Source organism: Micromonospora sp. NPDC005291 (assembly GCF_040607415.1).
Classification (GTDB): domain Bacteria; phylum Actinomycetota; class Actinomycetes; order Mycobacteriales; family Micromonosporaceae; genus Micromonospora.
Genome location: NZ_JBEXGR010000001.1, coordinates 102,090 through 123,692, shown reverse-complemented (window position 1 = coordinate 123,692; position 21,603 = coordinate 102,090). Strand labels below are relative to the sequence as shown.

The following is a 21,603-nucleotide window of genomic DNA, read 5'->3' as shown; positions in this document are numbered from 1 at the left end:
CATGTCCAAGGTACGCAAGCCCCCGGTCGTCGACGAGGCGGTCGCCGCGCTCGACATCGGGGGCACCAAGACGGCCGCCGCCATCGTGACGCGCCACGGCGAGGTCGTCGACCGGGTCACCGCCACCACCCCCGGTAGGGCCGGCGCGACCGCCATCCTCGACACGGCGGCCGACCTCGTCGATCGCCTGCGGGCGAGGGCGACGGGGACACGCATCCGTGCCCTCGGGGTCGGCAGCGCCGGGGTGATCGACCACCGAACGGGCCAGGTGCTCTCGGCCACGGACGCCCTGGCCGGTTGGGCGGGCACGGACCTGAGAGGGCGACTGGGAGAGCAGTTGGGTCTGCCCGTCGCCGTCATCAACGACGTGCACGCGCACGCCCTCGGTGAGGCGCGGTACGGCGTGGCGGCCGGCTACGAGACGACGCTCTTCATCGCCGTCGGCACCGGCATCGGTGCCTCGTTCGTCATCGACGGCACCGTGCTCGCCGGCGCCCACTCCACAGCGGGCCACGCCGGTCACCAGCCCTCGCCGTACGCCGGGCGGCTGGCGTGCACCTGCGGCGGGCAGGGTCACCTGGAGGCGATCGCCTCCGGGCCGGGCCTCACCGAGGAGTACGTGCGGCGTACCGGCCAGTCGGTCGACGACCTGCGAGCGGTGGCCGCGCGCGCCGCGGACGGCGACGCGACGGCCCGGGAGGTGGTCCTGCTGGGCGGGGCCGCCGTCGGTTCGGCTGTCGGCGGGCTGGTCAACATGCTCGACCCCGGTGCCGTCGTGGTCGGCGGCGGCGTCGCCGGCCTCGGCGACCCCTGGTGGCAGGCACTTCGCGACGCCGTGCGGCGGGAGACGTTGCCCAGCCTGGACGGCGTGCCCGTCCTGGCCTCGGCCCTAGGGTCGGACGCCCCACTCCTCGGCGCCGCCTCACTCGCCTGGGAGGGCACCACATGAACGCACTGATCGAGCGGCTCCGTCATCAACTCGTCGTCTCCTGCCAGGCGTATCCCGGTGAGCCGATGCGTGACCCGGACACGATGCGCCGGGTCGCTCTCGCCGCCGTGCGGGGCGGGGCCGCCGGCATCCGCGCCCAGGGTCTGGCGGACATCGCGGCCATCCGGAACGCGGTCGACCTCCCGCTGATCGGGCTGTGGAAGGACGGCGACGACGACGTCTTCATCACCCCCACGCTCGACCACGCCCTGGCTGTGGCCCGGGCCGGCGCGCACGTCGTCGCGCTCGACGGCACCTCGCGGCCCCGGCCGGACGGCCGAACCCTCGACGAGACCATCGCCGCCGTCCACGAGCAGACCGGGGCCCTGGTGATGGCGGACTGCTCCACCCTCGACGAGGGAATCGCCGCCGCCGCGGCGGGCGCCGACCTGGTCGGCACCACCCTGGCCGGCTACACCGCGTACACCACCAGGCAACCGGGCCCGGACCTGGACCTGGTCGCTCAGCTCGCCACCGCGATCGACGTGCCGGTGGTCGCGGAGGGCCGGATCCACACCCCGGAGCAGGCGGCGCAGGCGCTGCGGGCCGGGGCGTGGGCGGTGGTGGTCGGCACGGCGATCACCCATCCCACGACCATCACCGGCTGGTTCGCGAAGGCGATGGCGGACGCCCGGTAGCGGCTGAGGCACACCCCACGGGACGGCCGTCCTGCTCGGACGGGCGTCGCCGTACTCACAACTGACAATCCTGCTGTCACGGAGGCCATGCTGTGGCTTTGAGCGATCTCACCCTCGCCGAGTGCTGGGCGTACCGACCCGAGTTGGCTGTTCCGGAGGACCTGGACGCCTTCTGGGAGCGGACGCTGAGTGCCGACGAACCCGCGGCGGCGGCGACGTACGAGCCGGTCGACACGGGTCTCACCCAGATCCGCACCTACTCGGTCACCGTCGCCGGTTACGGCGGCGAGCCCGTGCACGGTTGGCTCCATCTGCCAGCGAATGACACCGGGCCGTTGCTCTGCGTGGTCGAGTACCTCGGGTACGGCCGTGGCCGTGGCCTGCCCCACGAGAAACTGTTCTGGGCCGCGGCGGGCTTCGCGCACCTGATCATGGACACCCGGGGCCAGGGCTGGAGCGCCGCGCCCGGCGTCACCGCCGACCCGCACCCGTATCCAGCGGGCACGGTTCCGGGCTTCCTCACCCGCGGTGTCACCAACCCGGAGGACCTCTACTACCGCAGGCTGGTCACCGACGCGGTTCGGTTCGCCCAGGCTGCCCAGAAGCATCCCGCCGTCGACCCCGACCGGGTCGTGGTCACCGGCATCAGCCAGGGAGGCGGCCTCTCGCTCGCGGTGGCCGCGCTGTTCCCGGGCGTGGCGGCGGTCATGCCCGACGTGCCCTTCCTGTGTGACTTCCGGCGCGGTGTCCAGGTCGCGGGTCAGGGCCCGTACGGCGAGGTCGCCGAGTACCTCGCGCTGTACCGAGACCGGAGCAACCAGGTGTTCCGTACGTTGTCGTACGTCGACGCCGCCGTGCTCGCGCCCGGCGCGACCGCGCCCGCGCTGTTCTCCATCGCGATGATGGACCAGATCTGCCCGCCCTCGACCTGCTTCGCCGCCTACCACCGCTACGGCGGTGAGAAGGAGGTGCGCGTGTACGAGTTCAACGACCACGAAGGTGGCGAGGCGACTCACCAGCGTGAACAGCTCGCCTGGCTGCACAAGCTCTTCGGCCGCTGAGGACAGGTGCGGCGCTTGCTCCGCCGCTCTGGCGTCAGCGTGGCTCCCAGGCGTCCGGCAGGGCGGTCAGTTTCCGCACGTGAGCCGGGAGCCGGCCGCTGACGATCTCCGCGAGGCTGACCTCGTCGACGACCCGCCGCACCGCTGCCCGCACGGCCACCCAGAGGCCGGGCAGGTTCTCCGCCGCACCCTCGTACCGGGTCTCCTCCGGGCGCAGGCCGCGCACCCCGGCGAGCGGGCCCTCCACCGCGCGCAGCACCGCGCCGACGGTCACCTCTCGGGGCGGCCGGGCGAGGGTGTAGCCACCCTCCGCGCCGCGCTGCGCCCGAACGACACCGGCCCGGCGCAGGTCGGCCAGGACCGCCTCCAGGAACTTGCGGGGCATGTCCTGCTCGGCGGCGATGGCCTGGGTGGACAACAGCGAGGGGTACGCGGTGGCGAGGCTCAGCGCTGCCCGTACCGCGTAGTCGCCGCGCGCGGAGATCTGCACCCTGTCATCATGCCCGGCCGGCGCTGGCTGCCGGGCCGGTGGGCGACCCGGGGCGCGCGGGGTGACCGCCGTTGGCCGGTTCGCCGAGCGTGCCGGAGCGGAACCGCCCGCTGTTGGTGCCCACCGTCTCGGCCGACGGTCGGGGTCGGACGACCCGGCCGGTTGCCCTCTGGTCGCGGGCGGCCCGGAACGCGCCTGGGCTGATTCCGGTCTCCCGGGTGAAGAATCGGCCGAAGTTGGTGGGCTCGGAGAAACCGAGCTGCCGGCCGATCTGCGCGATCGGCTCGTCGGTCGCGGCGAGCAGCCGGCCGGCCTGCAAGGCGACCCGTTCGTCGATGACCTGCTTGGCGCTGCGCCCGGTGACGGCCAGGCAGGCTCGGGTCAGGGTCCGCACCGAGCACCCGAGCGCCGCGGCGTAGTCCTCGACTCGCCGGGTCCCCTGGTAGGCGTGCTCCACCTCCCGGCAGAACCGGTGGAACGTCTCCACCTCGGGTCGCGGGGGAGAGCGGTCCACGCCGGGCAGGGCCAGGCGCAGCAGCAGCACGGCAAGCTGGTGACGCAGCAGCGCACGGGCGGCGGCGGGGCCATCGCCGTGCCGTTGACAGTCCACCGCCAGCTGGCTCACCTCGGTGATCACCGCGTCTTCGTCCTCACCGGCCAACTGTCGCCAGGTCACCGGCGCGTCCAGGTCGACGTCGAGACCGCGCAGCGCCTCGGAGGTCCACCCGACCACCGTCGCGTCGAACTGCGGGCCGGCGCAGCGCAGCACCTGACCGGCGCGGACCCGCAGCAACGTGCCGGGCCGGCAGGGCAACAGGTGGAAATCCAGCTCGGCGTCGCCATGCCCCCGGGTGGTGAGGATCAGCAACTCCCGCTCGACGAGCACCGGCCGGCGCCAGCCCGGGTCGCCGGCGAGGTCGGCCAGCGCGAACGTGGAAATCTCGTCGGGTAGGGGTGGCGCCGTTCCGATCGGCGGCGCGGGGGAGGGATCGGTAGAGGCCATCGCTTCGACGGTAGCCCGAACGGCAGGTCACCGCATCCCGGCCGCCGGTGCCCGTCGGTCCGAAGCCAGCGCGGCGCGGCTACCGTCTTGTAGTGATCCGGGCGGCCGGGCTACGTTACCCGGCGGTAGCGCCGTCCGGTCCGCGGTCCGGCCGACGGTCCCCGCCGACTCGCGATGGGATGGGCATGACGCAGCTGTTCTCGGTAGAAGGCAAGACGGTCCTGGTCACCGGCGGTTCGCGGGGGATCGGTCTGATGATCGCCCAGGGCTTCGTCCGGGCCGGCGCACACGTGATCATCTCGTCCCGCAAGGCGGACGTCTGCGAGGCCGTCGCCAAGGAACTCTCCGCCGAGGGCCGCTGCGAGGCCATCCCGGCCGACCTCGGCGACGACGCCGGCGCCGAAGGGCTGGCTGCCGCCGTGCGGGAGCGCTTCCCCCGCCTCGACGTGCTGGTCAACAACGCCGGAGCGACCTGGGGTGCCCCGCTGGAGAGCTACCCGGAGGCCGCGTTCGACAAGCTCTGGGCCGTCAACGTCAAGGCCGTCTTCCGACTCACCACCGCGCTGCTGCCGGCGCTGCGCGCCGCCGCCAGCGCCGACGACCCGGCCCGAGTGATCAACATCGGGTCGATCGACGGCATCCGAGTGCCGTGGATGGAGGTGTACGCGTACTCCGCCACCAAGGCGGCCGTGCACATGCTCACCCGCAGCCTGGCCCACCAACTGGCCGGCGAGCAGATCACTGTCAACGCGATCGCGCCCGGCCCGTTCGAGAGCAAGATGATGGCGTTCGCGCTGAGCGACCCCGCGAGCCGGGCCAGCATCGAGCAGCAGGTGCCGCTGGGCCGCATCGGGCGCCCGGAGGACATGGCCGGAACGGCCATCTACCTCTCGTCGCGGGCCGGCGCGTACCTCACGGGCGCGGTCATTCCCGTCGACGGCGGCATCACCACGCACGGCTGAGCACCGACCGACCCGGGGCGGGCGGGCCCGCGTACCCCCGGGTGTGCCGGAGCCGCGCGGTCGGCAGATCCGCGCGGCCCCGTGATGGCCGGTGTTGCCCGTTCGGGCGGTGGTCAGCGACCGGCGAGCAGCCGGTTCACCGCCGTGTCGACGTCCAGGTGCTCGGCCTCGCGGCCGCGCGGGACGACGACGTAGGTCCGTCGAAGGAAACGCACCAGGACGCTGCGCGGCACCTCGAAGAGGGCGTTGCCGTCCGGTGACGAGAGGGCCAGCGCGACGAAATCGCCGCGCGGTGTGGCCCAGGGCCAGACCCGCACATCCCCGATACCGGCTGGCTCGTCCAGGCCGGTGACGAGCAGCTCGCGAGCAAAGGACCAGCTCACCGCCTCGCCGCCGGCAGATTCGGCATGGAACAGGACATGGACCGCATACGGGTCAGCAGGGTCGTAACGCAGACTGGCACGCACCGGCAATGCGGTGGCGTCAGGCGCGACGAGCCTTAGCGACGTCTCGACCTCTACGGTCGTCGGTCGGATGACACTCATGGACGTTCTCCCCCCGGCACCGCTGCGGAACGCGCGTGTCCCGCTTTTCCCATACTCAGGTGCTACTCCTGGCTACGCTCCGCCATACGCTGACTTCACCCAGTGGTGGGAAGGGGGACGGAAAGGCCGCGTGAATGTGAGCATTCATGTAGGATTTCCGGTTCTGCCCAGTGCGTGATCCCGCCCGGCATCGGGTGGTTCAGTCGTCGACTTACTCCGGTAACGTCCAGTCGGCCGTTGCAGTGACGGGCGCGAGCGACACTGGGGGGTGAAATGGTGGCGAAGCGATCCTCAATGGATCCGGCGGAGGCACCCGGCCCGCCGAACGTCGCGGTCCGAGCAGCCGAAAAGCGGGGGTACGGAGTGCGGATGGAGAAGCCCGAGCAGGCCGGTCGGCCGAGGTCCGGAGCCGATCGCCCCGGCGGTGACGACGCCGACCGGTCTCACGGCGGCGCAGGCCGTGGCGGTGGCGCCGAGCCGTCGCTCGTTGGCCCTGTTCGTGGCAGTGGCGTCATCGTCGTGCAGGACCCGCCGCGCCGCCCTCGCTGGCGGGAGCGGATCTCGATAACCCTCGACCTCATCCGAGCCAACCCCACCGGCCGGATAGCCCTCAAGATCTTCATCGCGATCGCCGGGGCGCTCGTGGTGACCATCGGCATCGCCCTCATCCCGCTACCCGGGCCAGGCTGGCTGCTCGTGATCGCCGGGCTGGGCATCTGGGCCGTCGAATACCACTGGGCGCAACGGCTGCTCGGGTTCACCCGCCGGCACGTCCAGGGCTGGACACAGTGGGTGACGCGACAATCACTGCTGGTGCGAATAGTGCTCGGTTCCGTCGGCCTGGTCTTCGTGGCCACGGTGGTCTGGCTGTCGCTCAAGTACAGCCTCGGCGTCGACGTGGTGGCCAAGGCGATGCACTACTTCGCGACGCACTGACCCCGGATTTCCGGTCGGGTTCCACGATCGGGTAGAGTCAGCGGCGCTGAGGGCGATTAGCTCAGTGGGAGAGCGCTTCGTTCACACCGAAGAGGTCGCTGGTTCGATACCAGCATCGCCCACCAGGTAGAGGCCCAGATCACATTGATGATCTGGGCCTCTTTCCATTCCTGAGTGACTATCTGGGTGACTACGGCTTCACGCCGAAGATGGCATCCATGATCTGCGCACCGCCGAGAAGAACCGGCCGAAGTTGATGCCGGTACACCTTCTCCGTGACGGTCGTTCCTGCGTGGCCGCACAGGTCCGCGATGTCTTCCAGGCTCACCCCGCTGTCGGAGAGCAGAGACACGAAGCTGTGCCGCAGCTCGCGGGGCGTCCAGTCGGCCGGGTCGAGGCCGGCGAGGGTGACGACTCGGCGGAAGGCCCGGCGGACGTTGGCCGCGTCGAGGGCGGTGCCGAAGCCGGTCGTGAAGACGAGGCCGAGGGCTTGCCAGTCCTTGCCGGCTCTAGCCCGGTGCCGGTTCTGCTGCTCTCGATGCAGCCGCAGCGCGATCACGCACCGCTGGGGAAGTGCGAGTGTCCGTCGCGACTTCTTGGTCTTGGTGTCACCACCGGCTCGAACGGAGCGCCACACCTGCATGGAGGGTGGCAGCGGCGGGTCAAGGTCCGGTCGCCCATCAAGGTCGACATGATCCCAGCGCAACGCGCGTAGTTCCTCGGTGCGCGCTCCCGTGAGGAGCGACAGCACCACATAGGCGTAGAGCCAAGTGCTCTCGGCGGCGATGAGGACCGCCTTGGCCTGAGCGAGTGTCAGAGACTTTGAGGGCCTGCCCTCTTGGCCACGCGGGACGGTGCACAGCGCGACGACGTTGCGCTTCACCTTGTCCCGGGCCATCGCTCGGTTCATCGAGCGGTTAAGGCACCCGTAGAGGTCGCCAAGTGTGCGGGTGCTGAGGGTGGTGGCCTTGTCGGCTAACCAGCGGTCGACGTCCTGGGCGCGAAGCTCGCGGAGCTTCCGAGCGCCCAACGCGGGAATGATGTGGGTGCGGCACAGGATCTCGCACTTGGTCTTGGTGCGGTCTGATCGGCCGTTGAGTCCGTAGGTGAGCCAGTCGGTGACGGCTTCGGTGACGGTGTAGTGGTGCTCGGTGATGGCGAGCCCGTCTTCGTAGTCGCGGATCTTCTCGCGGAGTTTGGTGCGGGCTTCGGTCTTGGTCTTGCCGCTGCCTTTGCGCACGATGCGTTTGCCGGCTGGGGTGTAGCCGACGGTGATGGTGGCGATCCAGCGTTGCCGGGACTCGTCCCAGTGCAGGCCGCCTTCGCCTCGGGCGCGGCGTGTGGTCATCGGGTGCCTCCTTTCTGGGCTTCGTGTTCGAGCAGGTCGACGTAGGCGGTGATGGCGGCGGCGGGGACGAGGCGGGATCGGCCCTGTCGGACGGTGCGCAGTCGGCCGGCGCGGATCTGTTCGTAGATCACGGTCCGCGACAGGCTGAGTAGTCGCATGGCCTCAGTGATCCGGTAGAGCGCCTTGGCCGGAGCGTCAATCGTGGGTGCGGTCAAATGGGGTGGTCCTTCCTACTCGGGGTGGCAGGTTCTTGACACGTACGTGTCAAGGGCGGGTGGGTTGGTTGACACGTACGTGTCAGCCGAGGAGATCGCGCATGGCTTCGCGGCCGGCTTCTGCTCGTTCGCGGGCCATGGCGGCGGCGGTGTTGGCGAGCAGTGCGTCGCCGGTGGTGAGCCACCCGCAGCCGGTGTAGGCGAGGGTGTTGATGAGCACGGTGGTTTCCGCGTCGTGCTCGGCGGCGGCCTGGTCGTGGTCGACGGTGCGGCGCCAGATGACGCGGGCGTCGCGCAGGATGCGGAAGGTGACGGAGTAGCGGCGGCTTTTGGTGAGGAAGTGGCCGCCGAAGCCGAGCATGTGCGCCCACCGCCGCAGTCCCGACCAACCCGAGGAGCCGCCGAGGGTCCACGCGGCGTCAATGAGCCGCTCTGGGTGGGTGCCGTCGGGGTTGGCGTACAGGTCGATGGTGTCGGTGTTGAGGCGGCCGGAGGCGTGGCCGGTGGCTTCGGTGCTCTTGGTGGCGTACTTGGCGAGGTACGCGGCGACCATGGCGTCGGTGATTTCACCGTCGCCGGCCAGTCGGACGGGTCGGATGTCGGCGTAGCGGCCTTTGCCTTCGTCGCCCCACCCGATGGGCCACCCGGCGGGCTGGTGCGGGTGGGGGTCGGTGGTGAATGTGGTGGAGGCGGCGGCGTGTTCGACGGCGGCGACCAGGTCCAGCAGCCCGAGCGGTGCCGGTGGGGCGACGATCGCGCCGGGGCAGTCGGGGTCGTTGCCGTCGAGGCGGATGATGACGTGGTAGTGCACGACGCCGCGTCGTTGCATCTCGGCGACTTTGCCGTAGGACAGCCGGAAGGAGCCCGCGGTGAGCCCGAACGCACGGGCGGTCTTGGCCAGCTCGCGGCGGATGCCGATGGTGGTGCGCCGCCACAGCTCCCCGGCGGCGTGGTTAAAGACGACCTGGGCGTGGTGGTCGTAGCAGTCGAGGCACAGCGGCGTCCCGAGGGTCTTCTCGTCGGCGGCGTGCAGTCGCTGGCAGCGCAGGTCCACCCCGTGCGGGCACAGGGTTTCCTGCCGACGCGGGCGGCACGGGATCGCTTGGCCGGTCTTGCTGGTGCGGCGGGTGTGGACCGCGCCGAACGATGGAGCGGTCAGGGTCACGAACACCGCAGGGTGGCCGGTCACGGCGGTGGGGATGCCTTTGCCGCCGATGAGGCCGGCGCGGATGAGGTGGAAGGCGTCGCGGCGGTAGACCTCGGCGCAGGACGGGCAGACGGCGGCGCGGCGGTTGCCGCACGGCTTGTAGATCTGCCCGTCGGGCATGTCCTCGGTCGAGGCCAGGGCGAGGAGTTCCCCGGTGGCGGGGTTGATGGTGGCGCACTCGCCGGTCAGCCGCACGGGTCGGGTGCAGCCGGCGGCGGGGCGGACGTGGTGCAGCCAGGCGAAGTAGTTCGGGTCCTGGGCGCGGAGCCGGCCGAAGTCGGCGGCGTCAACAGCGCGGCGACCCGTCACGAAGGGCTGTGGTCCCGGGCGACGGATGCCGCCCGGGGTCACAGGGTTGATGGTGACCGTCACGCGGTGACCCGCGTGGTGGTCGTGGGTAGCTCACCGTAGATGCGGGTGAGCAGTGCGGCGTAGTAGCCGGGCACCTGGGCGCGGTGGTTCTCCCACAGGAAGACCAGCCGCACGAGCAGGTACACCTTGGGCAGGGTCATGCCGTCCCGCTCGGCCAGGATCTTCATCCGGCCGATGAGCTGGGTCGGTTCCCATCCTCGTGAGAGGCGGGCCAGCCGCAGCGGACTCACGCCGATCGCCGAACGTCGGCCAGGTACGACCGCGACGGGAACGGGCGCTGGAGCAGCTCGGCGTAGTACACGCCGATGCCTGACCTCCAACCGTCGACCGTGGTGGTCGAGGTGCAAGCCGGGCAGGTGCAGGTTGGGTCCGTGGCATCGGCGCAGATGGCCGTGCAAGCCGGGCAGGTACAGGTTGGATCGGTGGCGTCGGCGCAGATGGCGGATTTGGGGTAGGAGACAGGGTTGGCAGCGGGCGGCGGTCCAGGAACCTCAGTAGGGGTCGAAGCGGCGAGCAGGCCCGGAAGCTCGGAGGTGAGCAGGAAGGCGGCACGCGCCACGGGGTGCAGACCCGAGGTCGTTTGGGCAGGGACGCGGGTAGTCTGAATGAGCATCGTGTGGTCCTTTCGCAGGGGAACCGATGCGCCGACCTCGGCGGGTGTAGGAGCCCGCCGGGGTCACTACTAGGCACCTTACTAGGGTGACCTAGATGGGTCTAGGTATGTGCTGGACTTTTCTTGGGCGACCTAGAACGCCCTGGCTGACTTCGATAGGCTGACTGTGTGCCCAGAGTCGACGCCGACGATCGCCGCCCGCCGTATGTCCAGATTGCAGACGATCTGCGCCGTGCCATTCGGTCCGGAGCACTCCGACCGGGGGGCCGACTGCCGTCCGGGCGCGCTCTTGCCGACGAGTACGGGGTAGCTCCGATGACCGTCCAGAACGCCTTGGGCGTGCTCCGTGACGAAGGACTGCTTGTGTCGTCCCAAGGGCGAGGCGTGTTCGTGGTTGACGTTCTTCCCGAGCCACCGGCGGAGACCGACCGGCCGACTGACGTCCTTTCCCTGCGCACCGAGCTGCGTGAGCTAGAACGCCGTGTTGCCGCGCTTGAGAAGAAGCGGAGTCGGTGACCTTCGATCGGCATGACACAAGGGAACCGCGCTAGCTGCGATATCGGCACCGTGTGAAGACCCATGTGAAGTTTGCGTGACCGCGTGAGGGGTTCCGCTCGTAGATCCGGTCAGTACCCTTCCAGGAGGGAGGGCCACCATGAACGAGCCGAACGACGTCCTTGCCGCTCTGATCGTTCAGGCCGGCTGGTCTTGGGCAGGACTCGCACGACGGGTCAACGAACTGGCCGCGAGCGAGGGGCAGGCGCTCCGGTACGACTACACGGCCGTAAATCGGTGGGTCAAGAAGGGCGAGCGCCCTCGACCGCCGGTCCCGACCTTCATCGCGCGGTCTCTGTCGGAGCGGCTTGGTCGACGGGTGGCACCGAGCGACTTCGGGATGCCTGACGTGGAAACGCTAGCTGCACGCGGGTTGGCGTACGGAGGTAGCCCCCTCCAAACAGCGGAAACGATCATCGACCTCGGAAGGGCGGACATGAAACGCCGGCATGTCATCAAAGCACCGTTCGTGCTCGCCGCCCTGGGTGCGCCGAGCCGCGACTGGTTGCTCTCGACGTTGGACGAGATGAGCACCGAGCGTGGCCCGCGCCAGGTAGGAATGAGGCAGGTTGCCGGCATGCGCGACATGTTCGCGCTGTTTCAGGAGATGGACGTGATGCGCGGCGGTGGCCATGCCCGCACGGCGTTGATCGAGTACATGAGCAGCTATGTCGTGCCTCTCCTAAAGCGTGATCACCAGCCGGCGGTAGAGCGGGCACTCTACGAAGCATCAGCCGAACTGGCCTACCTCATCGGGTGGATGGCGTACGACGATGGCGAGCACGGACTTGCCCAGCGCTACCTGATTCAAGCGCTGCACCTGGCCCAGGCATCCGGCTCCGCACCGCTTGGAGCGCACGTGCTCGCAGGGCTGTCGGACCAGGCAAACTTGCTCGGACATCCCCACGAAGCCCTCATGCTGGCGCGTGCCGGTCGACACGGGCTCGCCGAGAACGAGTCGTTTGCGTGCATGGCCGATCTTCACGTGCTGGAGGCGCGAGCGCTGGCTGCGCTCGGCGACGAGTCGGCGGCAGGCCGGGCAATCACGCGTGCTGAATCGACCTTCAACAGGGTCGTTCATGCAGACGAGCCCGAATGGGCCAAGTTCATTGATGCGCCGTACCTGTTGGGAGAGGTTGCGCATTGCTTCCGTGACCTTAGCCAGGTCAGCGAGTTGGAGCGGTTCGCGAAGGAGTCGGCCGAGGGTGCACGGCAGCAGGGCCGGGCACGACGCGGAGCGTTGAGCCATGCAGTGCTCGCCGTTGGCGACCTAACTCGGAACGACATCGAGTCAGCAGCAGCAAAGGGCATCCAGGTGGTGAACCTCGCCGCGTCGGTCAACTCGACGCGATGCATCGCAACGGTGAGGGACCTCCAACACCGGATGAAGCCCTATAGCGGAGTGCCGGAAGTTCAGCAGTTCAACGCTCGCGCGCAGGAGTTGCTTGGTCTAGCCGCCTAATCGGTGAGAACTTTCTATACGGGTTCAAGGCGGCCCGCTTCGCAGGCCGCGCGCGCCGCCGACCAGGGGCCGACCCCAACGGGGGCCGCCGATCGGGGACCCCGCGCCCCTTAGCGCAAGCGCACGGGGCGCACCCCGAACGGTTGCAGCCCCGCCGGCGGCGCGAAGAGGATGCGAAGAAGCCCCGGTCCGCCATGAGTGGTTGGCAGATCCGGGGCTGTGATGGTGATCGATGCACAGGCGGGTGCCTCCGGCGGGGTGCTCTGGCGCTCTGGGATGGTGTCGCCATCCCGGCAACCTTCGTCCGGGCGGAGCCGAGCAGGTAGGGCCTGCCCGGTCAAGGTCGTTCAGACAGTGGTGTGCTCCACCTTGACCGGGCAGGCCCTACCCACTCCACGGTGTGCGGACGAAGGCCGACGGGATGGCTAGGAAGCGCAGCCAGGGGGAGAGGCGCGAGGGTTGGTTTCGCGATCAACTCACCCGAGTGGATCAGTCGCCTCACGTTGTGTAACCATAGATGCATGTGGAATGACTCAGAAATGCCCGCCGACGTGAACGCCGAGCTTGGTCCCGAGCTAGACCTAGATGCAGCATTCGGACCGCCGGTAGACCTTGATGTCGCGCTTGGCCCGCCCGTAGACCTAGATGCCGCCTTCGGTCCACCCCTGGATCTCGACCAGCCGCTCTGACCAGAGAGCCGGAGCGAGTGGTGACTAACTGAGTGACGACCGGTCCGAACTTGGACGGACGACGACGGACGAACACGGACCTGCAACCCAGATCAAGCACTCTTGCCGACCAGGTGAGGCAGCCATGGTCGTTCCTTCACACCGAAGAGGTCGCTGGTTCGATACCAGCATCGCCCACGCAGGTCAAAGGCCACATCCCAGTCTTGGGAGGTGGCCTTTCTGCTGTCGTACAGCAGTGGTGCTTAATGACCGAGGGAATCGCCGAGCCGCTTGAGGGCTTCTCTCGTTGCCTTCGACGAGACCTGCGTGTAGATCTCCATCGTCACGGAGAAGCGGGCGTGCCGGAGGATCTGCATGGCGACTCGCGGGTGGACGTCGAGGTCGGCTAGGAGCGTCGCGCAGGTGCGTCTGGCGTCGTGGACGGTGATCGGCGTGACCCCCGCCTTGGCGCATCTGTTCTGCCAGGAGCGTTGGAAGTTGCGCGGCTCGATGGGCGTGCCATAGCGGGTGGTGAACACAAGGTCGGTCTCGTGCCACGCCTTGCCGGCGGTTGCTTCAGTCTCGTTGCGTTGTTCCTGTCTGAGCTTGAGGGCGGTCAGGCAAACGTCGGGCAGGGGGAGGGTGGCGTCGGACGCCTGGGTTTTAGTGTCGCGGTGCAGGAGTTGGCCGCGCACGCGTTGGAGCTGGCGACCAATGGTCAGCTCCCCGGTGTCGAGGTCGACGTCTGCCCAAGTGAGTCCGAGGGCCTCGCCCTTGCGCAGTCCGGTGACGAGGACCAGGGTGTAGGCCGCGTAGAGCGGGTCTTCGTCTGCGCGGGCCGATTCGAGGAACTTGCGTGCCTCATCGCTTGACCACGACTTGCCTCGACGGCGGCGGACGGTGGCGAGGGTTACCGCGACGGCCGGGTTCTTGATGATGAGGTCTTCGGCCTGGGCGTGGGTGAGGGCAGCCCGTAGCGCGGCCCGGATGTCGCTGACCGTTCGCGTCGACGGGACGGCCTGGCAGCAGCGGCCGACGGCGCAGCACCGCCGTTTGTGCTCCGACCGGGCGGCGTCTTTGCCCTGGGCGCAGCACTGGCAGGTGCGGGCCACCTGGTTGATCCACGTCTGCACGTCCCGCGACTGGAGCCGGTCCAGTCGCTTGCCGCCGAGGCCGGGGGAGATGTAGCGGCGGACGAACGTCTCATAGGTGGCGTAGGTCAACGGTGCGCGGTTCGGCTCGATGATCTCGGTCAACCAGTAGGTGAGGAAGCTGTCGACCGTCGGAGCGCTGGTCGCCACCGGCCCGGTCTTGGCCTGCTGGTGCAACTTGATCCACTTGTCGTGCACTGCTTCGCGGGTCTTGCCGTAGATGTACTTCCGGGTGCGCCTGCGTCCGGCTTGGTGACCCAGACGTAGGCGGCGAAGCCGTTGCGGTAGGGGAAAATGGAGCCTTCGCCGTTGGCTCGTGCGCGTCCGGGCATCAGGCAGCCTCCTGGCGCTCGACCTGTTCGCGGATGTAGTCGTCGACCCACTCCGGAAGGACGCGGCGGTACTTGCCGTCCTTGATAGAGCGCAGCTCGCCGGTAGCGATCTTCATCTTCACCTTGGAGATGCCGAAGCCGAGCAGGACGGCGACCTCGGCGGGGGAGTACCAGCGCGGGGTGAGATCACGGCTCATGCGGCGGCCCCGGTGAGCCAGGCTTCGTGGGCGAGTTCTTCCCGACCGATGCGTCTGGCCTGCCGGCGCTGCGCAGCGGCGGTGTTGACCAGGAGTGCGTCGCCCTCGGTGAGCCATCCGGAGCCGGCGTAGGTGAGGGTGCCGACGGTGACGGTGCCGGGGGTGTCGTCGTCCTCTTCGCGGCGGTAGGTGGCGCGGGTGTCGCGGAGCAGGCCGAAGGTGACGGAGTAGCGGCGGGCCTTGGTGAGGAAGTGGCCGCCGAAGCCGAGCATGTGCGCCCAGCGGCGCAGCCTGGCGTAGGCGTTCGGTTCGGTGTCAAGGCTGCCTTGACGGTCGTCGGCCGTTGTGGCGCCGCTGGCGGTGTCGGTGCGCATGGGCCGTCCGAGGTGCCAGCAGGCGTCGATGAGGCGGGCGAGATGGTCGCCTTCCGGATCGGCGTAGTCGTCAACCGTGGCCGGGGTGAGCCGGGTGAAGGAGCGACCGGTGGATTCGGTGGCCTTGGTGGCGTACTTGGCCAGGTAGGCCGCCACCTTGCCGTCGGTCAACTCGCCGTCGGCGGCGTTGATCCGTCGTACGTCGACCTGCTTACCCCAGGCCACCACCCAGCCCTGCGGCCGGTCGGGATGCGGAGGTGTGGTGACGACGATCTGCCGCGCGGCGGCGTGGACGGCGCCGTCCAGGTCGTCGACGGTGATGCCGGCCGGTGGCGAAACGAGAGCGTCCGGGTCAGGGTCGAGGCCGTCGAAACTCCTCGACCGCCCACGGGCCGGTCTTACGCAGCATCTCCAACCGGATCCGCCGCGAACCCCACCGAGGATGCTCCCGACGCATCTCGGCCACCGCGACCTCGACCGCCTCCGCCACCTGACCCGGACACGAATGCGGGCGGTGCGACCGGTCGGCCAACCCGGCCAGCTGCTCAATCAGATACCGGCCCACCCACCGATGCACCGTCGACCGGTGCACCCCGAAGCTGGCGGCCACCTCCATCACATCCGACCCGGCCAGCACCGCGCGAACCGCATCCAAGCGTTGCTCGACAACCGACAAGACAACCAGCACCAATCCCGGCCTCCCCGAGTCCCGACGCCCCGCGGAGACGTCGAGCCCAGAGTGCCGAAACCGACCACCGTCGCAGATCACCTGGCGGACGTGTGTCGCGCATCAGTCGACGGAGGACACGGCGGCTGCCTGCCGTGTGGGAGGACTTTCTGTACGTCTATCAAGGCGGCCCTGAACGGGCCGCACGCGCCGCCGCCTGGGCGCGCGTCCGTCGCTCCGCTGGCGCTCCGACTCCGGCCACGCAACACGCCCGGCGGCTGGCGCGGAGGGCGGGAAGCCCGGGGGCCGCCGTAGACGGTAGCGCCGAGAGTGGTGGAGGTTCGGTGCCGGCAGCCGGACGCGCCGCGCCTGAGCAGCGCGGCGCAGGGGAGGCACGCCGGGTCCGTGCGGCGGGTCGTGGCGGCGGACCAGTCGCGGTCACTGCGCCTCCGGCGGGGGCGCAACGACTCCAGGATGGCCGGGGCTCCGTCGGCAGGTTGCGGTCCGTGGGTGGTTGCGCAGGGCCATCCCGCCAGCCGTCGACCCGGGTGAACCGAGCAGACCACCGCCCGGCCCGCCAGCGTCCGTACGAACCGTCAAGGCCGTCTTGACGTGGCGGGCCGAGCGGTGGCCCGCTCCCATAACGGCGGGTCGGCGGCAGACGGGATGGCAGGAACCACGTATGGTTCCGCTGTGTGAAGTTCATGCTCACATATGAAGGTCCGCTCGCGTCGAACGGTAGGCCGAGCCAGAAACATGACATCCGTCTGACGCTGCACCCGCAGCTAAGGGAGCTTTGGCAGCATAAGCCCTTGGCGCAGTTCTACGACATGGGTGGTCCGAACGTATCCACGGTTGGCGGATACGACTTCTGCTCGGTGGTTCATCCACGCTGGCACTTCCGGGCGCATCTGGAGATCTTGATGCTTCGCCCAGAAGCCCCCGGAGGTGTGGTAAAGCCGAGGGGTGACATCGACAACCGCTTAAAGACCCTTTTTGACGCACTTACCCGCCCGACTCAACCGCAGGACATTCCGTCGGGGTGGGCACCAGGCGATGATCAAAAGCCGTTACATTGTTTGCTCGATGACGACAGTTTGATAACGGGATTCACTGTGCGAACCGACCGGCTCCTGGCAGCGCCAACTCAGTCTCACATGAAACTGGTAATTGGCGTCGAAGTGGACAATACGGCCGCCTTCGGTGGGCTTGCTGTCCTGGGATGAGCGCTGAAGGGGCGGTCCGCCCTAGCTGGGTGACGACGGATGCGAGCAACGCCGGACGCACGTGGACGATAGCGGACCGTGTCAGCAGCTCACCCGCGCCGCTTTCGCAGCTCACCTGCTTGTGATCGTTCGGTCACACCAAAGAGGTCATGGCCCCGCAGTTGGCAGAGCTGCCGTAGGTACCCGGGACCAGTCGCGGCAGCTGGCCGCCTGGGCATGCCGACGACGGCAACTTCATCGCCGAGTTGGCCGTTCGACACGCGTCAGGACGCCCTGGCGGTCGCGACTCCATCGGCGGCCGGAGGTATCCGTAAACTCAATCTCTACGAAATGCGGAGCATCAGGTAGGTCGTCGTATGCGGAATTTGATACTGCGATCTCGCGGTACGGGTAGAGCTCGCGCCCGCTCAGCCGCCAGTCGCCAGGCGGCACTAGTTCGTGTATCACATTCATTTGACCGGCCCCGTCTCGCATGGGGACATACGTTGAGCGGAACTGGTAGACGGGCTGCTGACTCAGGTTCCGGATGGCGAAGCCCCACTGGAGCGCGGAGTGGGGGTCGCGAGAGTCGCTAAGTACGGGAACCTGCCATGCGCTGATTAGATTCGCCTGCGCCCTATCGGCCTCCAACTGACGCTCGTCGTCCCGACGCCGCTCGATAGTCACAACTTCCCAAGCCGCCGTCGCTGCCTTGCGCCCTGCGCGCCACGCGGCAACCGCGACGGCGCCCGTCGCGAGAGTCCCGACGGCTCCGACCCAGGTGGCGATGTCCCCAAGACCCACACATAATTCCACGAGGGACTACGGTAACCCGTACGCGCAATGATCGGTCAGCAGCTCAGGTGCCCTGCTCGGGGTGCGCGAATGATTGAGCGCCCCTTGGATGCCGTCGTGCATCTGCCGTGATAACGCCCGGAGTTGCGCAGCAATCGCTCGCCCTCCTAAACCGACGGCAGCAGCGCTGACAGCAACCGGGCGGGACAAGAGTAGCCGCCGGCTGTCGAGCGCGGACAGCCGCCCGAGGTTACGGACGTGGACAGACGATGGCGAACGATGCGCCCAGAGCTTACAAGCGAGGGGTCAGGAGCCCGAGAGAGCCCAAGATCATGCCGTTGCCAGGCCGTCAGAGGTGGACTAGGAGCGACGAATGATGACCACCAGCCGCCAATGAACGGGCAGCTCAGGCGGCATGTTGTCCGTGTTGATCGACTACGCCCTCACCCTCGATCAATACAACGCCAAGTAAGGTGTGGCCCTGCGTTCCCTGGTTCTAGCCGCCCTCCGGTTTGAAGAGGGCAATCCAGCCCGCGATCGTTCCAAGGATGGTCATCGCGAGCGTCATGCCCTCGTAAACTTTTCGCGCCAACCCCAGGCCGGGCGGCTCTGCTGTTGAAGGGGCGGGGCTTGAGTGGATGCGTCGGGCTCGTGATGGTTGGCGAGGGGCAGCCACGGTCGTCCTGCTGAAGACTCGTCTCATCTTGGCAAGGCGATGTGTGTGGCATCCAACGAGCACACCCCAGCCTGCGTTTCGACAAGGACTGCCGTCCTTGCGGACCGGCTCTCGACACTGGAGCGGCGCAACGAACGCGATGTACGGCAGCAGTGCGGCGAGGACTGTGAACCACCCGTACCGCGCTTGATCCTGGGCAAAGAACGCTGCCGCGATTCCGGCGATGAGGCCACCGATGACCAGCCTGTCCGTTCTGGTTATTCTCCGGCTCGCCACGTTCAGGAGGCTAAGCGTGATGCCATAGCTACAGACTGCAATAGTCGGGTTCACGACTCGCCGTGATTGGTGCCCGGTCGGTCGATGGTTCGAAGGTCCGGACTCGGCAGTCCATAGCCCCGGCTATTCGGCGACGAAAACTCCCACGCCGGGCAGGGTCTCGGTCATCCCTTTGATCCGTAATACCTGCATGGCACGGTCGATCACCGGCTCGGTGACCCCGTAGTGCTCGATCAACTCTCGCCGACTGGGCAGCTTGGAGCCGGGCTGGAACTCGCCTGACGCGATGCGCTCGGCGAGGTCGTCGGCAATCTGCTCGTAGCGGTAACGCGGTGGCACGTGGTTCTCCTCGGTTGGCAACACGAGTAGACCACCTACGTCAGCCCTTGACTACCCAATGGTACCTATGGGAGGTTGCCGAGGAGGCCGATTCCCTCGGTTGGCGCTGTGGGCCGTCCTCGCCGGCGTGGATGTTCGGCGCGTCCCCCGCGTTCGGGCATCCACGCCTCCAGATTGCTGCGGCACAAGGAGGTGGCGGTGCTCCCTTCGGCTTGGGCAGCACGGCAGAGCATGGCGCGAGCGGGAGCGGCGAGCCGGTGAAGCGAGTGTCGTACGACGAGTACGTGCTGGCGGTGGCGCTGACTCTCGCTCGCCGTCACCGGCCCGTCTGGTCTTGGCGGCATTGGCGGCGCATCTGCCGCTGCGGAGGCGATCTGCCATGTCGAAGCCGCCACCGCATCCCGATCAACCGCGGCCACTGGCCCAGCCAGGACGGCCCGCAGTGACCACTCACCACCCGATCAAGACGGCCTGGACGTGCGGCGGCTGCGCGGGGGAGTGGCCATGCCCGACCCGGCGCCGAGAGCTGCGAGCCGAGTACGACCGTGCCCCTGTGTCACTGGCCCTCTACCTGGCCGCCCAACTCGTCGACGCCGCCCAGGACCTGGCCCACGTTCCCGCCGGCCACCTGCATTACCGCTTCCTCGGCTGGACCCGATGAGCATCCTGCGACCCGGTGACGAGAAATTCCACTACAGCGACGGCTCCCACAAGTGGATCCCGCCAGACCCGGACTACGACCAGGAGGTCTGGGACGAGCAGGTCCGCCAGCACAAGCACGGCCACCTCAGGAACGAGCGCCCAAAGGTCCGCATCCAACGGCTGATCTGACGCCAGCAGTACAGCAACGAAGTACAGCAACTGTGTCAGCCGAACAGAGCCGAGAGGCGCGCCAACAGGTCGCCTGACCTCGCATCGAGCCCGATCCGACCGGCCTGCCGAGAGTTCACACCGAAGAGGTCGCTGGTTCGATACCAGCATCGCCCACTCTCAGTTTCCGCAAGTCAGAGGCCGCTTCCCGGATTCGGGAGGTGGCCTTTTTGCTTGTGTACAGCAGCCGGGCGATTGCGTTAGTGATTCGCCGAGGCGCTTGAGTGCGTCCCTGGTCGCTCTCGACGAGACCTGGTTGTAGATCTCCATCGTCATCGAGAAGCGGGCGTGCCGGAGGATCTGCATGGCAACTCGCGGGTGGACCTCAAGGTCGGCCAGGAGCGTGGCGCAGGTCCGCCTCGCGTCGTGGACGGTGATCAGCTTGACTCCTGCCTTGTCGCATCGATGGGTGTGCCACAGCGCCCGAAGTGCTCCGCTCGCTGTCGGATGGCAAGCTCGTGTCCCATGATCGATGATTTCGCGAAGGACTGCCTGCATGGCCGGCTCAAGGGGATCCGGGAGGCACTGGTCTGGAAGCTCGACGGCCTGTCCGAGTACGACATCCGGCGTCCTCTGACAGCGACGGGGACCAACCTCCTCGGCCTGGTGAAGCACATGGCGACGTTGGAGGCCTGGTATTTCGGTGAGGTCTTCGGCCGCCCGTCCCCGGATGCGCTGGGGCGATGGCAGGACGCGGACGGCAGCGACCTGTGGGTGACCCCGGGCGAGACCCGCGAACAGATCATCGACTTCTACCAGCGTGCCTGGGGGCATGCGGACGCGACGATTCAAGCGCTTCCCCTCGACGCGCCCGGCCACGTGCCGTGGTGGTCGCGGTCGGACGTCAAGCTGTTCGCCATCATGATCCACGTCCTTCAGGAGACCACCCGGCATGCCGGACACGCCGACATCCTGCGTGAGCAACTCGATGGCCGCACCGGATTGAGGCCTGAGTACGAGGAGCAGATCGACACGGCGGCCCGCGAGGCGTACCGGGCGAAGATCGAGCGGGCTGCGCTGGAAGGGGCGGGTGGCTCGCGTCATGCCGGCCTGTCCGACACGCATGGTGCATAGTGCCGCGTCGTAGAGCTGCTGCGCCTGGGGTGACAGCGATCGATCAGGCAAACGGGTGTGGATCGAAGCTGATGCCACCCCGTTCGGCCATCCGGAGCACCCGTTGGCCGTGGCGCGGGGGTCTGCGCACGTACAGGGTGTAGCGCGACGCCTGGAACCGTAAGTCCATGTCGCGCCCCTCCAGGTGCCAGCAGGGCTCCCCCCGGCGCGAGGCGGGCTCCCGACGCAGGTTCTTGAGCTCCAGCGGCAGGCACACGGAGTGCAGGCTGCCGACGATGTCCCAGACGCTGCTGAAAATCAGCGTCGCCGGCGCTACCCAGAATTGAACGTCCCGCGTGGGTCCCGACTCGACCCGGCGCACGATGTAGTCGAGGTCGAGATGCAGCTGCAGGGCTGACGGCGCGGTGGGGTCGAGGTCATCCTGCTCCTGGAACTCCTCCGGGGTCAGGTCCTCGGGTGGACCTTCGTCGTCGGTGACGGCGAGTGCGTGAATTCGGCAGTAGTCCCACGACGTCTCCGCCAGTTCCTGATCCGTCAAGGTGGCCCGCTGGAGGCCAGACTCAGAGTGCACGACTGTCTTCATA

22 protein-coding genes, 1 tRNA gene and 3 pseudogenes are annotated in these 21,603 nt (G+C 68.3%); 12 read left to right on the top strand and 14 right to left on the bottom strand.

The window, feature by feature from the left end; all coding sequences use genetic code 11:
* The first annotated feature begins 1 nt into the window (after position 1).
* From ABZT18_RS00535 to ABZT18_RS00525, 3 genes are all read left to right on the top strand, one after another.
* Complete coding sequence (locus ABZT18_RS00535) at positions 2-949, top strand: ROK family protein (RefSeq protein WP_354993492.1); 948 nt, start codon at positions 2-4, stop codon at positions 947-949.
* On the top strand, positions 946-1,626 hold the full coding sequence (locus tag ABZT18_RS00530) for an N-acetylmannosamine-6-phosphate 2-epimerase (RefSeq protein ID WP_354993493.1): 681 nt from the start codon (positions 946-948) through the stop codon (positions 1,624-1,626). The genes ABZT18_RS00535 and ABZT18_RS00530 overlap by 4 nt, the downstream gene beginning before the upstream one ends.
* Before the next feature lie 92 nt (positions 1,627-1,718).
* A complete protein-coding gene (locus ABZT18_RS00525) occupies positions 1,719-2,687 on the top strand; it encodes an acetylxylan esterase (RefSeq protein WP_354993494.1) in 969 nt (322 codons plus the stop codon).
* 34 nt (positions 2,688-2,721) lie between these two features.
* Here the strand turns inward: ABZT18_RS00525 and ABZT18_RS00520 are convergent, their stop codons facing one another.
* A complete protein-coding gene (locus ABZT18_RS00520) occupies positions 2,722-3,177 on the bottom strand; it encodes an Rrf2 family transcriptional regulator (protein WP_354993495.1) in 456 nt (151 codons plus the stop codon).
* 7 nt (positions 3,178-3,184) lie between these two features.
* The gene (locus ABZT18_RS00515) at positions 3,185-4,180 is read right to left on the bottom strand and encodes an AraC family transcriptional regulator (RefSeq protein ID WP_354993496.1); all 996 of its coding nucleotides are present in this window, start codon (positions 4,178-4,180) and stop codon (positions 3,185-3,187) included.
* 185 nt (positions 4,181-4,365) lie between these two features.
* Between ABZT18_RS00515 and ABZT18_RS00510 the strand changes: the two genes are divergently transcribed.
* Positions 4,366-5,142 (top strand): glucose 1-dehydrogenase, encoded by a 777-nt coding sequence (locus ABZT18_RS00510; RefSeq protein ID WP_354993497.1) that lies wholly within the window; start codon positions 4,366-4,368, stop codon positions 5,140-5,142.
* 113 nt (positions 5,143-5,255) lie between these two features.
* On the opposite strand, the gene ABZT18_RS00505 is transcribed toward ABZT18_RS00510, so the two are convergent.
* The gene (locus ABZT18_RS00505; protein WP_007457244.1) at positions 5,256-5,687 is read right to left on the bottom strand and encodes an SsgA family sporulation/cell division regulator; all 432 of its coding nucleotides are present in this window, start codon (positions 5,685-5,687) and stop codon (positions 5,256-5,258) included.
* Positions 5,688-5,981: 294 nt separating this feature from the next.
* Between ABZT18_RS00505 and ABZT18_RS00500 the strand changes: the two genes are divergently transcribed.
* Positions 5,982-6,623 (top strand): TIGR02611 family protein, encoded by a 642-nt coding sequence (locus ABZT18_RS00500; protein WP_354993498.1) that lies wholly within the window; start codon positions 5,982-5,984, stop codon positions 6,621-6,623.
* A 50-nt stretch (positions 6,624-6,673) separates the two neighbouring features.
* Positions 6,674-6,748, top strand: a tRNA-Val gene (locus ABZT18_RS00495).
* 65 nt (positions 6,749-6,813) lie between these two features.
* On the opposite strand, the gene ABZT18_RS00490 is transcribed toward ABZT18_RS00495, so the two are convergent.
* From ABZT18_RS00490 to ABZT18_RS00475, 4 genes are all read right to left on the bottom strand, one after another.
* Complete coding sequence (locus tag ABZT18_RS00490; RefSeq protein ID WP_355250067.1) at positions 6,814-7,971, bottom strand: site-specific integrase; 1,158 nt, start codon at positions 7,969-7,971, stop codon at positions 6,814-6,816.
* Entirely contained in the window at positions 7,968-8,186 is a 219-nt protein-coding gene (locus tag ABZT18_RS00485; RefSeq protein WP_355250064.1) for a helix-turn-helix domain-containing protein, read from the bottom strand. The genes ABZT18_RS00490 and ABZT18_RS00485 overlap by 4 nt, the downstream gene beginning before the upstream one ends.
* Before the next feature lie 82 nt (positions 8,187-8,268).
* Positions 8,269-9,702 carry a replication initiator gene (locus ABZT18_RS00480; protein ID WP_355250061.1) on the bottom strand — a complete coding sequence of 478 codons (1,434 nt, stop codon included), beginning with the start codon at positions 9,700-9,702 and terminating at the stop codon, positions 8,269-8,271.
* Between the two features lie 59 nt (positions 9,703-9,761).
* Complete coding sequence (locus tag ABZT18_RS00475) at positions 9,762-9,995, bottom strand: hypothetical protein (RefSeq protein ID WP_355250058.1); 234 nt, start codon at positions 9,993-9,995, stop codon at positions 9,762-9,764.
* Between the two features lie 551 nt (positions 9,996-10,546).
* On the opposite strand from ABZT18_RS00475, the gene ABZT18_RS00470 reads away from it, so the two are divergent.
* Complete coding sequence (locus ABZT18_RS00470) at positions 10,547-10,894, top strand: GntR family transcriptional regulator (protein ID WP_355250055.1); 348 nt, start codon at positions 10,547-10,549, stop codon at positions 10,892-10,894.
* 139 nt (positions 10,895-11,033) lie between these two features.
* Complete coding sequence (locus tag ABZT18_RS00465; protein ID WP_355250052.1) at positions 11,034-12,395, top strand: hypothetical protein; 1,362 nt, start codon at positions 11,034-11,036, stop codon at positions 12,393-12,395.
* 931 nt (positions 12,396-13,326) lie between these two features.
* Here ABZT18_RS00465 and ABZT18_RS00460 read toward each other — a convergent pair.
* From ABZT18_RS00460 to ABZT18_RS00445, 4 genes and pseudogenes are all read right to left on the bottom strand, one after another.
* Positions 13,327-14,546: pseudogene (locus ABZT18_RS00460) on the bottom strand (site-specific integrase).
* Positions 14,546-14,743 carry an excisionase family DNA-binding protein gene (locus ABZT18_RS00455; RefSeq protein WP_272616589.1) on the bottom strand — a complete coding sequence of 66 codons (198 nt, stop codon included), beginning with the start codon at positions 14,741-14,743 and terminating at the stop codon, positions 14,546-14,548. The pseudogene ABZT18_RS00460 and the gene ABZT18_RS00455 overlap by 1 nt, the downstream one beginning before the upstream one ends.
* A pseudogene (locus ABZT18_RS00450) lies at positions 14,740-15,486 on the bottom strand (replication initiator); the annotation flags it as partial. The gene ABZT18_RS00455 and the pseudogene ABZT18_RS00450, both read right to left, overlap by 4 nt.
* A complete protein-coding gene (locus tag ABZT18_RS00445) occupies positions 15,470-15,805 on the bottom strand; it encodes a leucine zipper domain-containing protein (RefSeq protein WP_355250049.1) in 336 nt (111 codons plus the stop codon). The gene ABZT18_RS00445 and the pseudogene ABZT18_RS00450, both read right to left, overlap by 17 nt.
* A 674-nt stretch (positions 15,806-16,479) precedes the next feature.
* Here ABZT18_RS00445 and ABZT18_RS00440 point away from each other — a divergent pair.
* Positions 16,480-17,010, top strand: coding sequence for a hypothetical protein (locus tag ABZT18_RS00440; RefSeq protein WP_354993501.1), 531 nt, complete (start codon positions 16,480-16,482; stop codon positions 17,008-17,010).
* Between the two features lie 1,849 nt (positions 17,011-18,859).
* Here ABZT18_RS00440 and ABZT18_RS00435 read toward each other — a convergent pair.
* The gene (locus ABZT18_RS00435; RefSeq protein WP_233578732.1) at positions 18,860-19,075 is read right to left on the bottom strand and encodes a GntR family transcriptional regulator; all 216 of its coding nucleotides are present in this window, start codon (positions 19,073-19,075) and stop codon (positions 18,860-18,862) included.
* Between the two features lie 442 nt (positions 19,076-19,517).
* Here ABZT18_RS00435 and ABZT18_RS00430 point away from each other — a divergent pair, with 442 nt between their 5' ends.
* Together ABZT18_RS00430 and ABZT18_RS00425 are read left to right on the top strand one after the other, a co-directional pair.
* Positions 19,518-19,736: a flavin reductase gene (locus ABZT18_RS00430; RefSeq protein ID WP_354993502.1), complete on the top strand. Its 219-nt coding sequence runs from the start codon at positions 19,518-19,520 to the stop codon at positions 19,734-19,736.
* Complete coding sequence (locus ABZT18_RS00425) at positions 19,733-19,906, top strand: hypothetical protein (RefSeq protein ID WP_181518580.1); 174 nt, start codon at positions 19,733-19,735, stop codon at positions 19,904-19,906. Before ABZT18_RS00430 ends, ABZT18_RS00425 begins: the two co-directional genes overlap by 4 nt.
* Positions 19,907-20,140: 234 nt before the next feature.
* Here ABZT18_RS00425 and ABZT18_RS00420 read toward each other — a convergent pair.
* Positions 20,141-20,350: pseudogene (locus ABZT18_RS00420) on the bottom strand (tyrosine-type recombinase/integrase); the annotation flags it as partial.
* A 60-nt stretch (positions 20,351-20,410) separates the two neighbouring features.
* Between ABZT18_RS00420 and ABZT18_RS00415 the strand changes: the two are divergent.
* Entirely contained in the window at positions 20,411-21,019 is a 609-nt protein-coding gene (locus tag ABZT18_RS00415; protein ID WP_354993503.1) for a DinB family protein, read from the top strand.
* A gap of 43 nt (positions 21,020-21,062) precedes the next feature.
* On the opposite strand, the gene ABZT18_RS00410 is transcribed toward ABZT18_RS00415, so the two are convergent.
* Positions 21,063-21,557: a hypothetical protein gene (locus ABZT18_RS00410; protein ID WP_355250046.1), complete on the bottom strand. Its 495-nt coding sequence runs from the start codon at positions 21,555-21,557 to the stop codon at positions 21,063-21,065.
* Positions 21,558-21,603: the final 46 nt, after the last annotated feature.

What these genes read in the sequence shown, in the direction of transcription:
- ABZT18_RS00535 (WP_354993492.1), top strand. Translation starts at nt 2, where the DNA reads ATGTCCAAGGTACGCAAGCCCCCGGTCGTCGACGAGGCGGTCGCCGCG.
- ABZT18_RS00530 (WP_354993493.1), top strand. Translation starts at nt 946, where the DNA reads ATGAACGCACTGATCGAGCGGCTCCGTCATCAACTCGTCGTCTCCTGC.
- ABZT18_RS00515 (WP_354993496.1), bottom strand. Translation starts at nt 4,180, where the DNA reads ATGGCCTCTACCGATCCCTCCCCCGCGCCGCCGATCGGAACGGCGCCA.
- ABZT18_RS00510 (WP_354993497.1), top strand. Translation starts at nt 4,366, where the DNA reads ATGACGCAGCTGTTCTCGGTAGAAGGCAAGACGGTCCTGGTCACCGGC.
- ABZT18_RS00505 (WP_007457244.1), bottom strand. Translation starts at nt 5,687, where the DNA reads ATGAGTGTCATCCGACCGACGACCGTAGAGGTCGAGACGTCGCTAAGG.
- ABZT18_RS00500 (WP_354993498.1), top strand. Translation starts at nt 5,982, where the DNA reads ATGGATCCGGCGGAGGCACCCGGCCCGCCGAACGTCGCGGTCCGAGCA.
- ABZT18_RS00490 (WP_355250067.1), bottom strand. Translation starts at nt 7,971, where the DNA reads ATGACCACACGCCGCGCCCGAGGCGAAGGCGGCCTGCACTGGGACGAG.
- ABZT18_RS00465 (WP_355250052.1), top strand. Translation starts at nt 11,034, where the DNA reads ATGAACGAGCCGAACGACGTCCTTGCCGCTCTGATCGTTCAGGCCGGC.
- ABZT18_RS00455 (WP_272616589.1), bottom strand. Translation starts at nt 14,743, where the DNA reads ATGAGCCGTGATCTCACCCCGCGCTGGTACTCCCCCGCCGAGGTCGCC.
- ABZT18_RS00425 (WP_181518580.1), top strand. Translation starts at nt 19,733, where the DNA reads ATGAGCATCCTGCGACCCGGTGACGAGAAATTCCACTACAGCGACGGC.
- ABZT18_RS00415 (WP_354993503.1), top strand. Translation starts at nt 20,411, where the DNA reads ATGATCGATGATTTCGCGAAGGACTGCCTGCATGGCCGGCTCAAGGGG.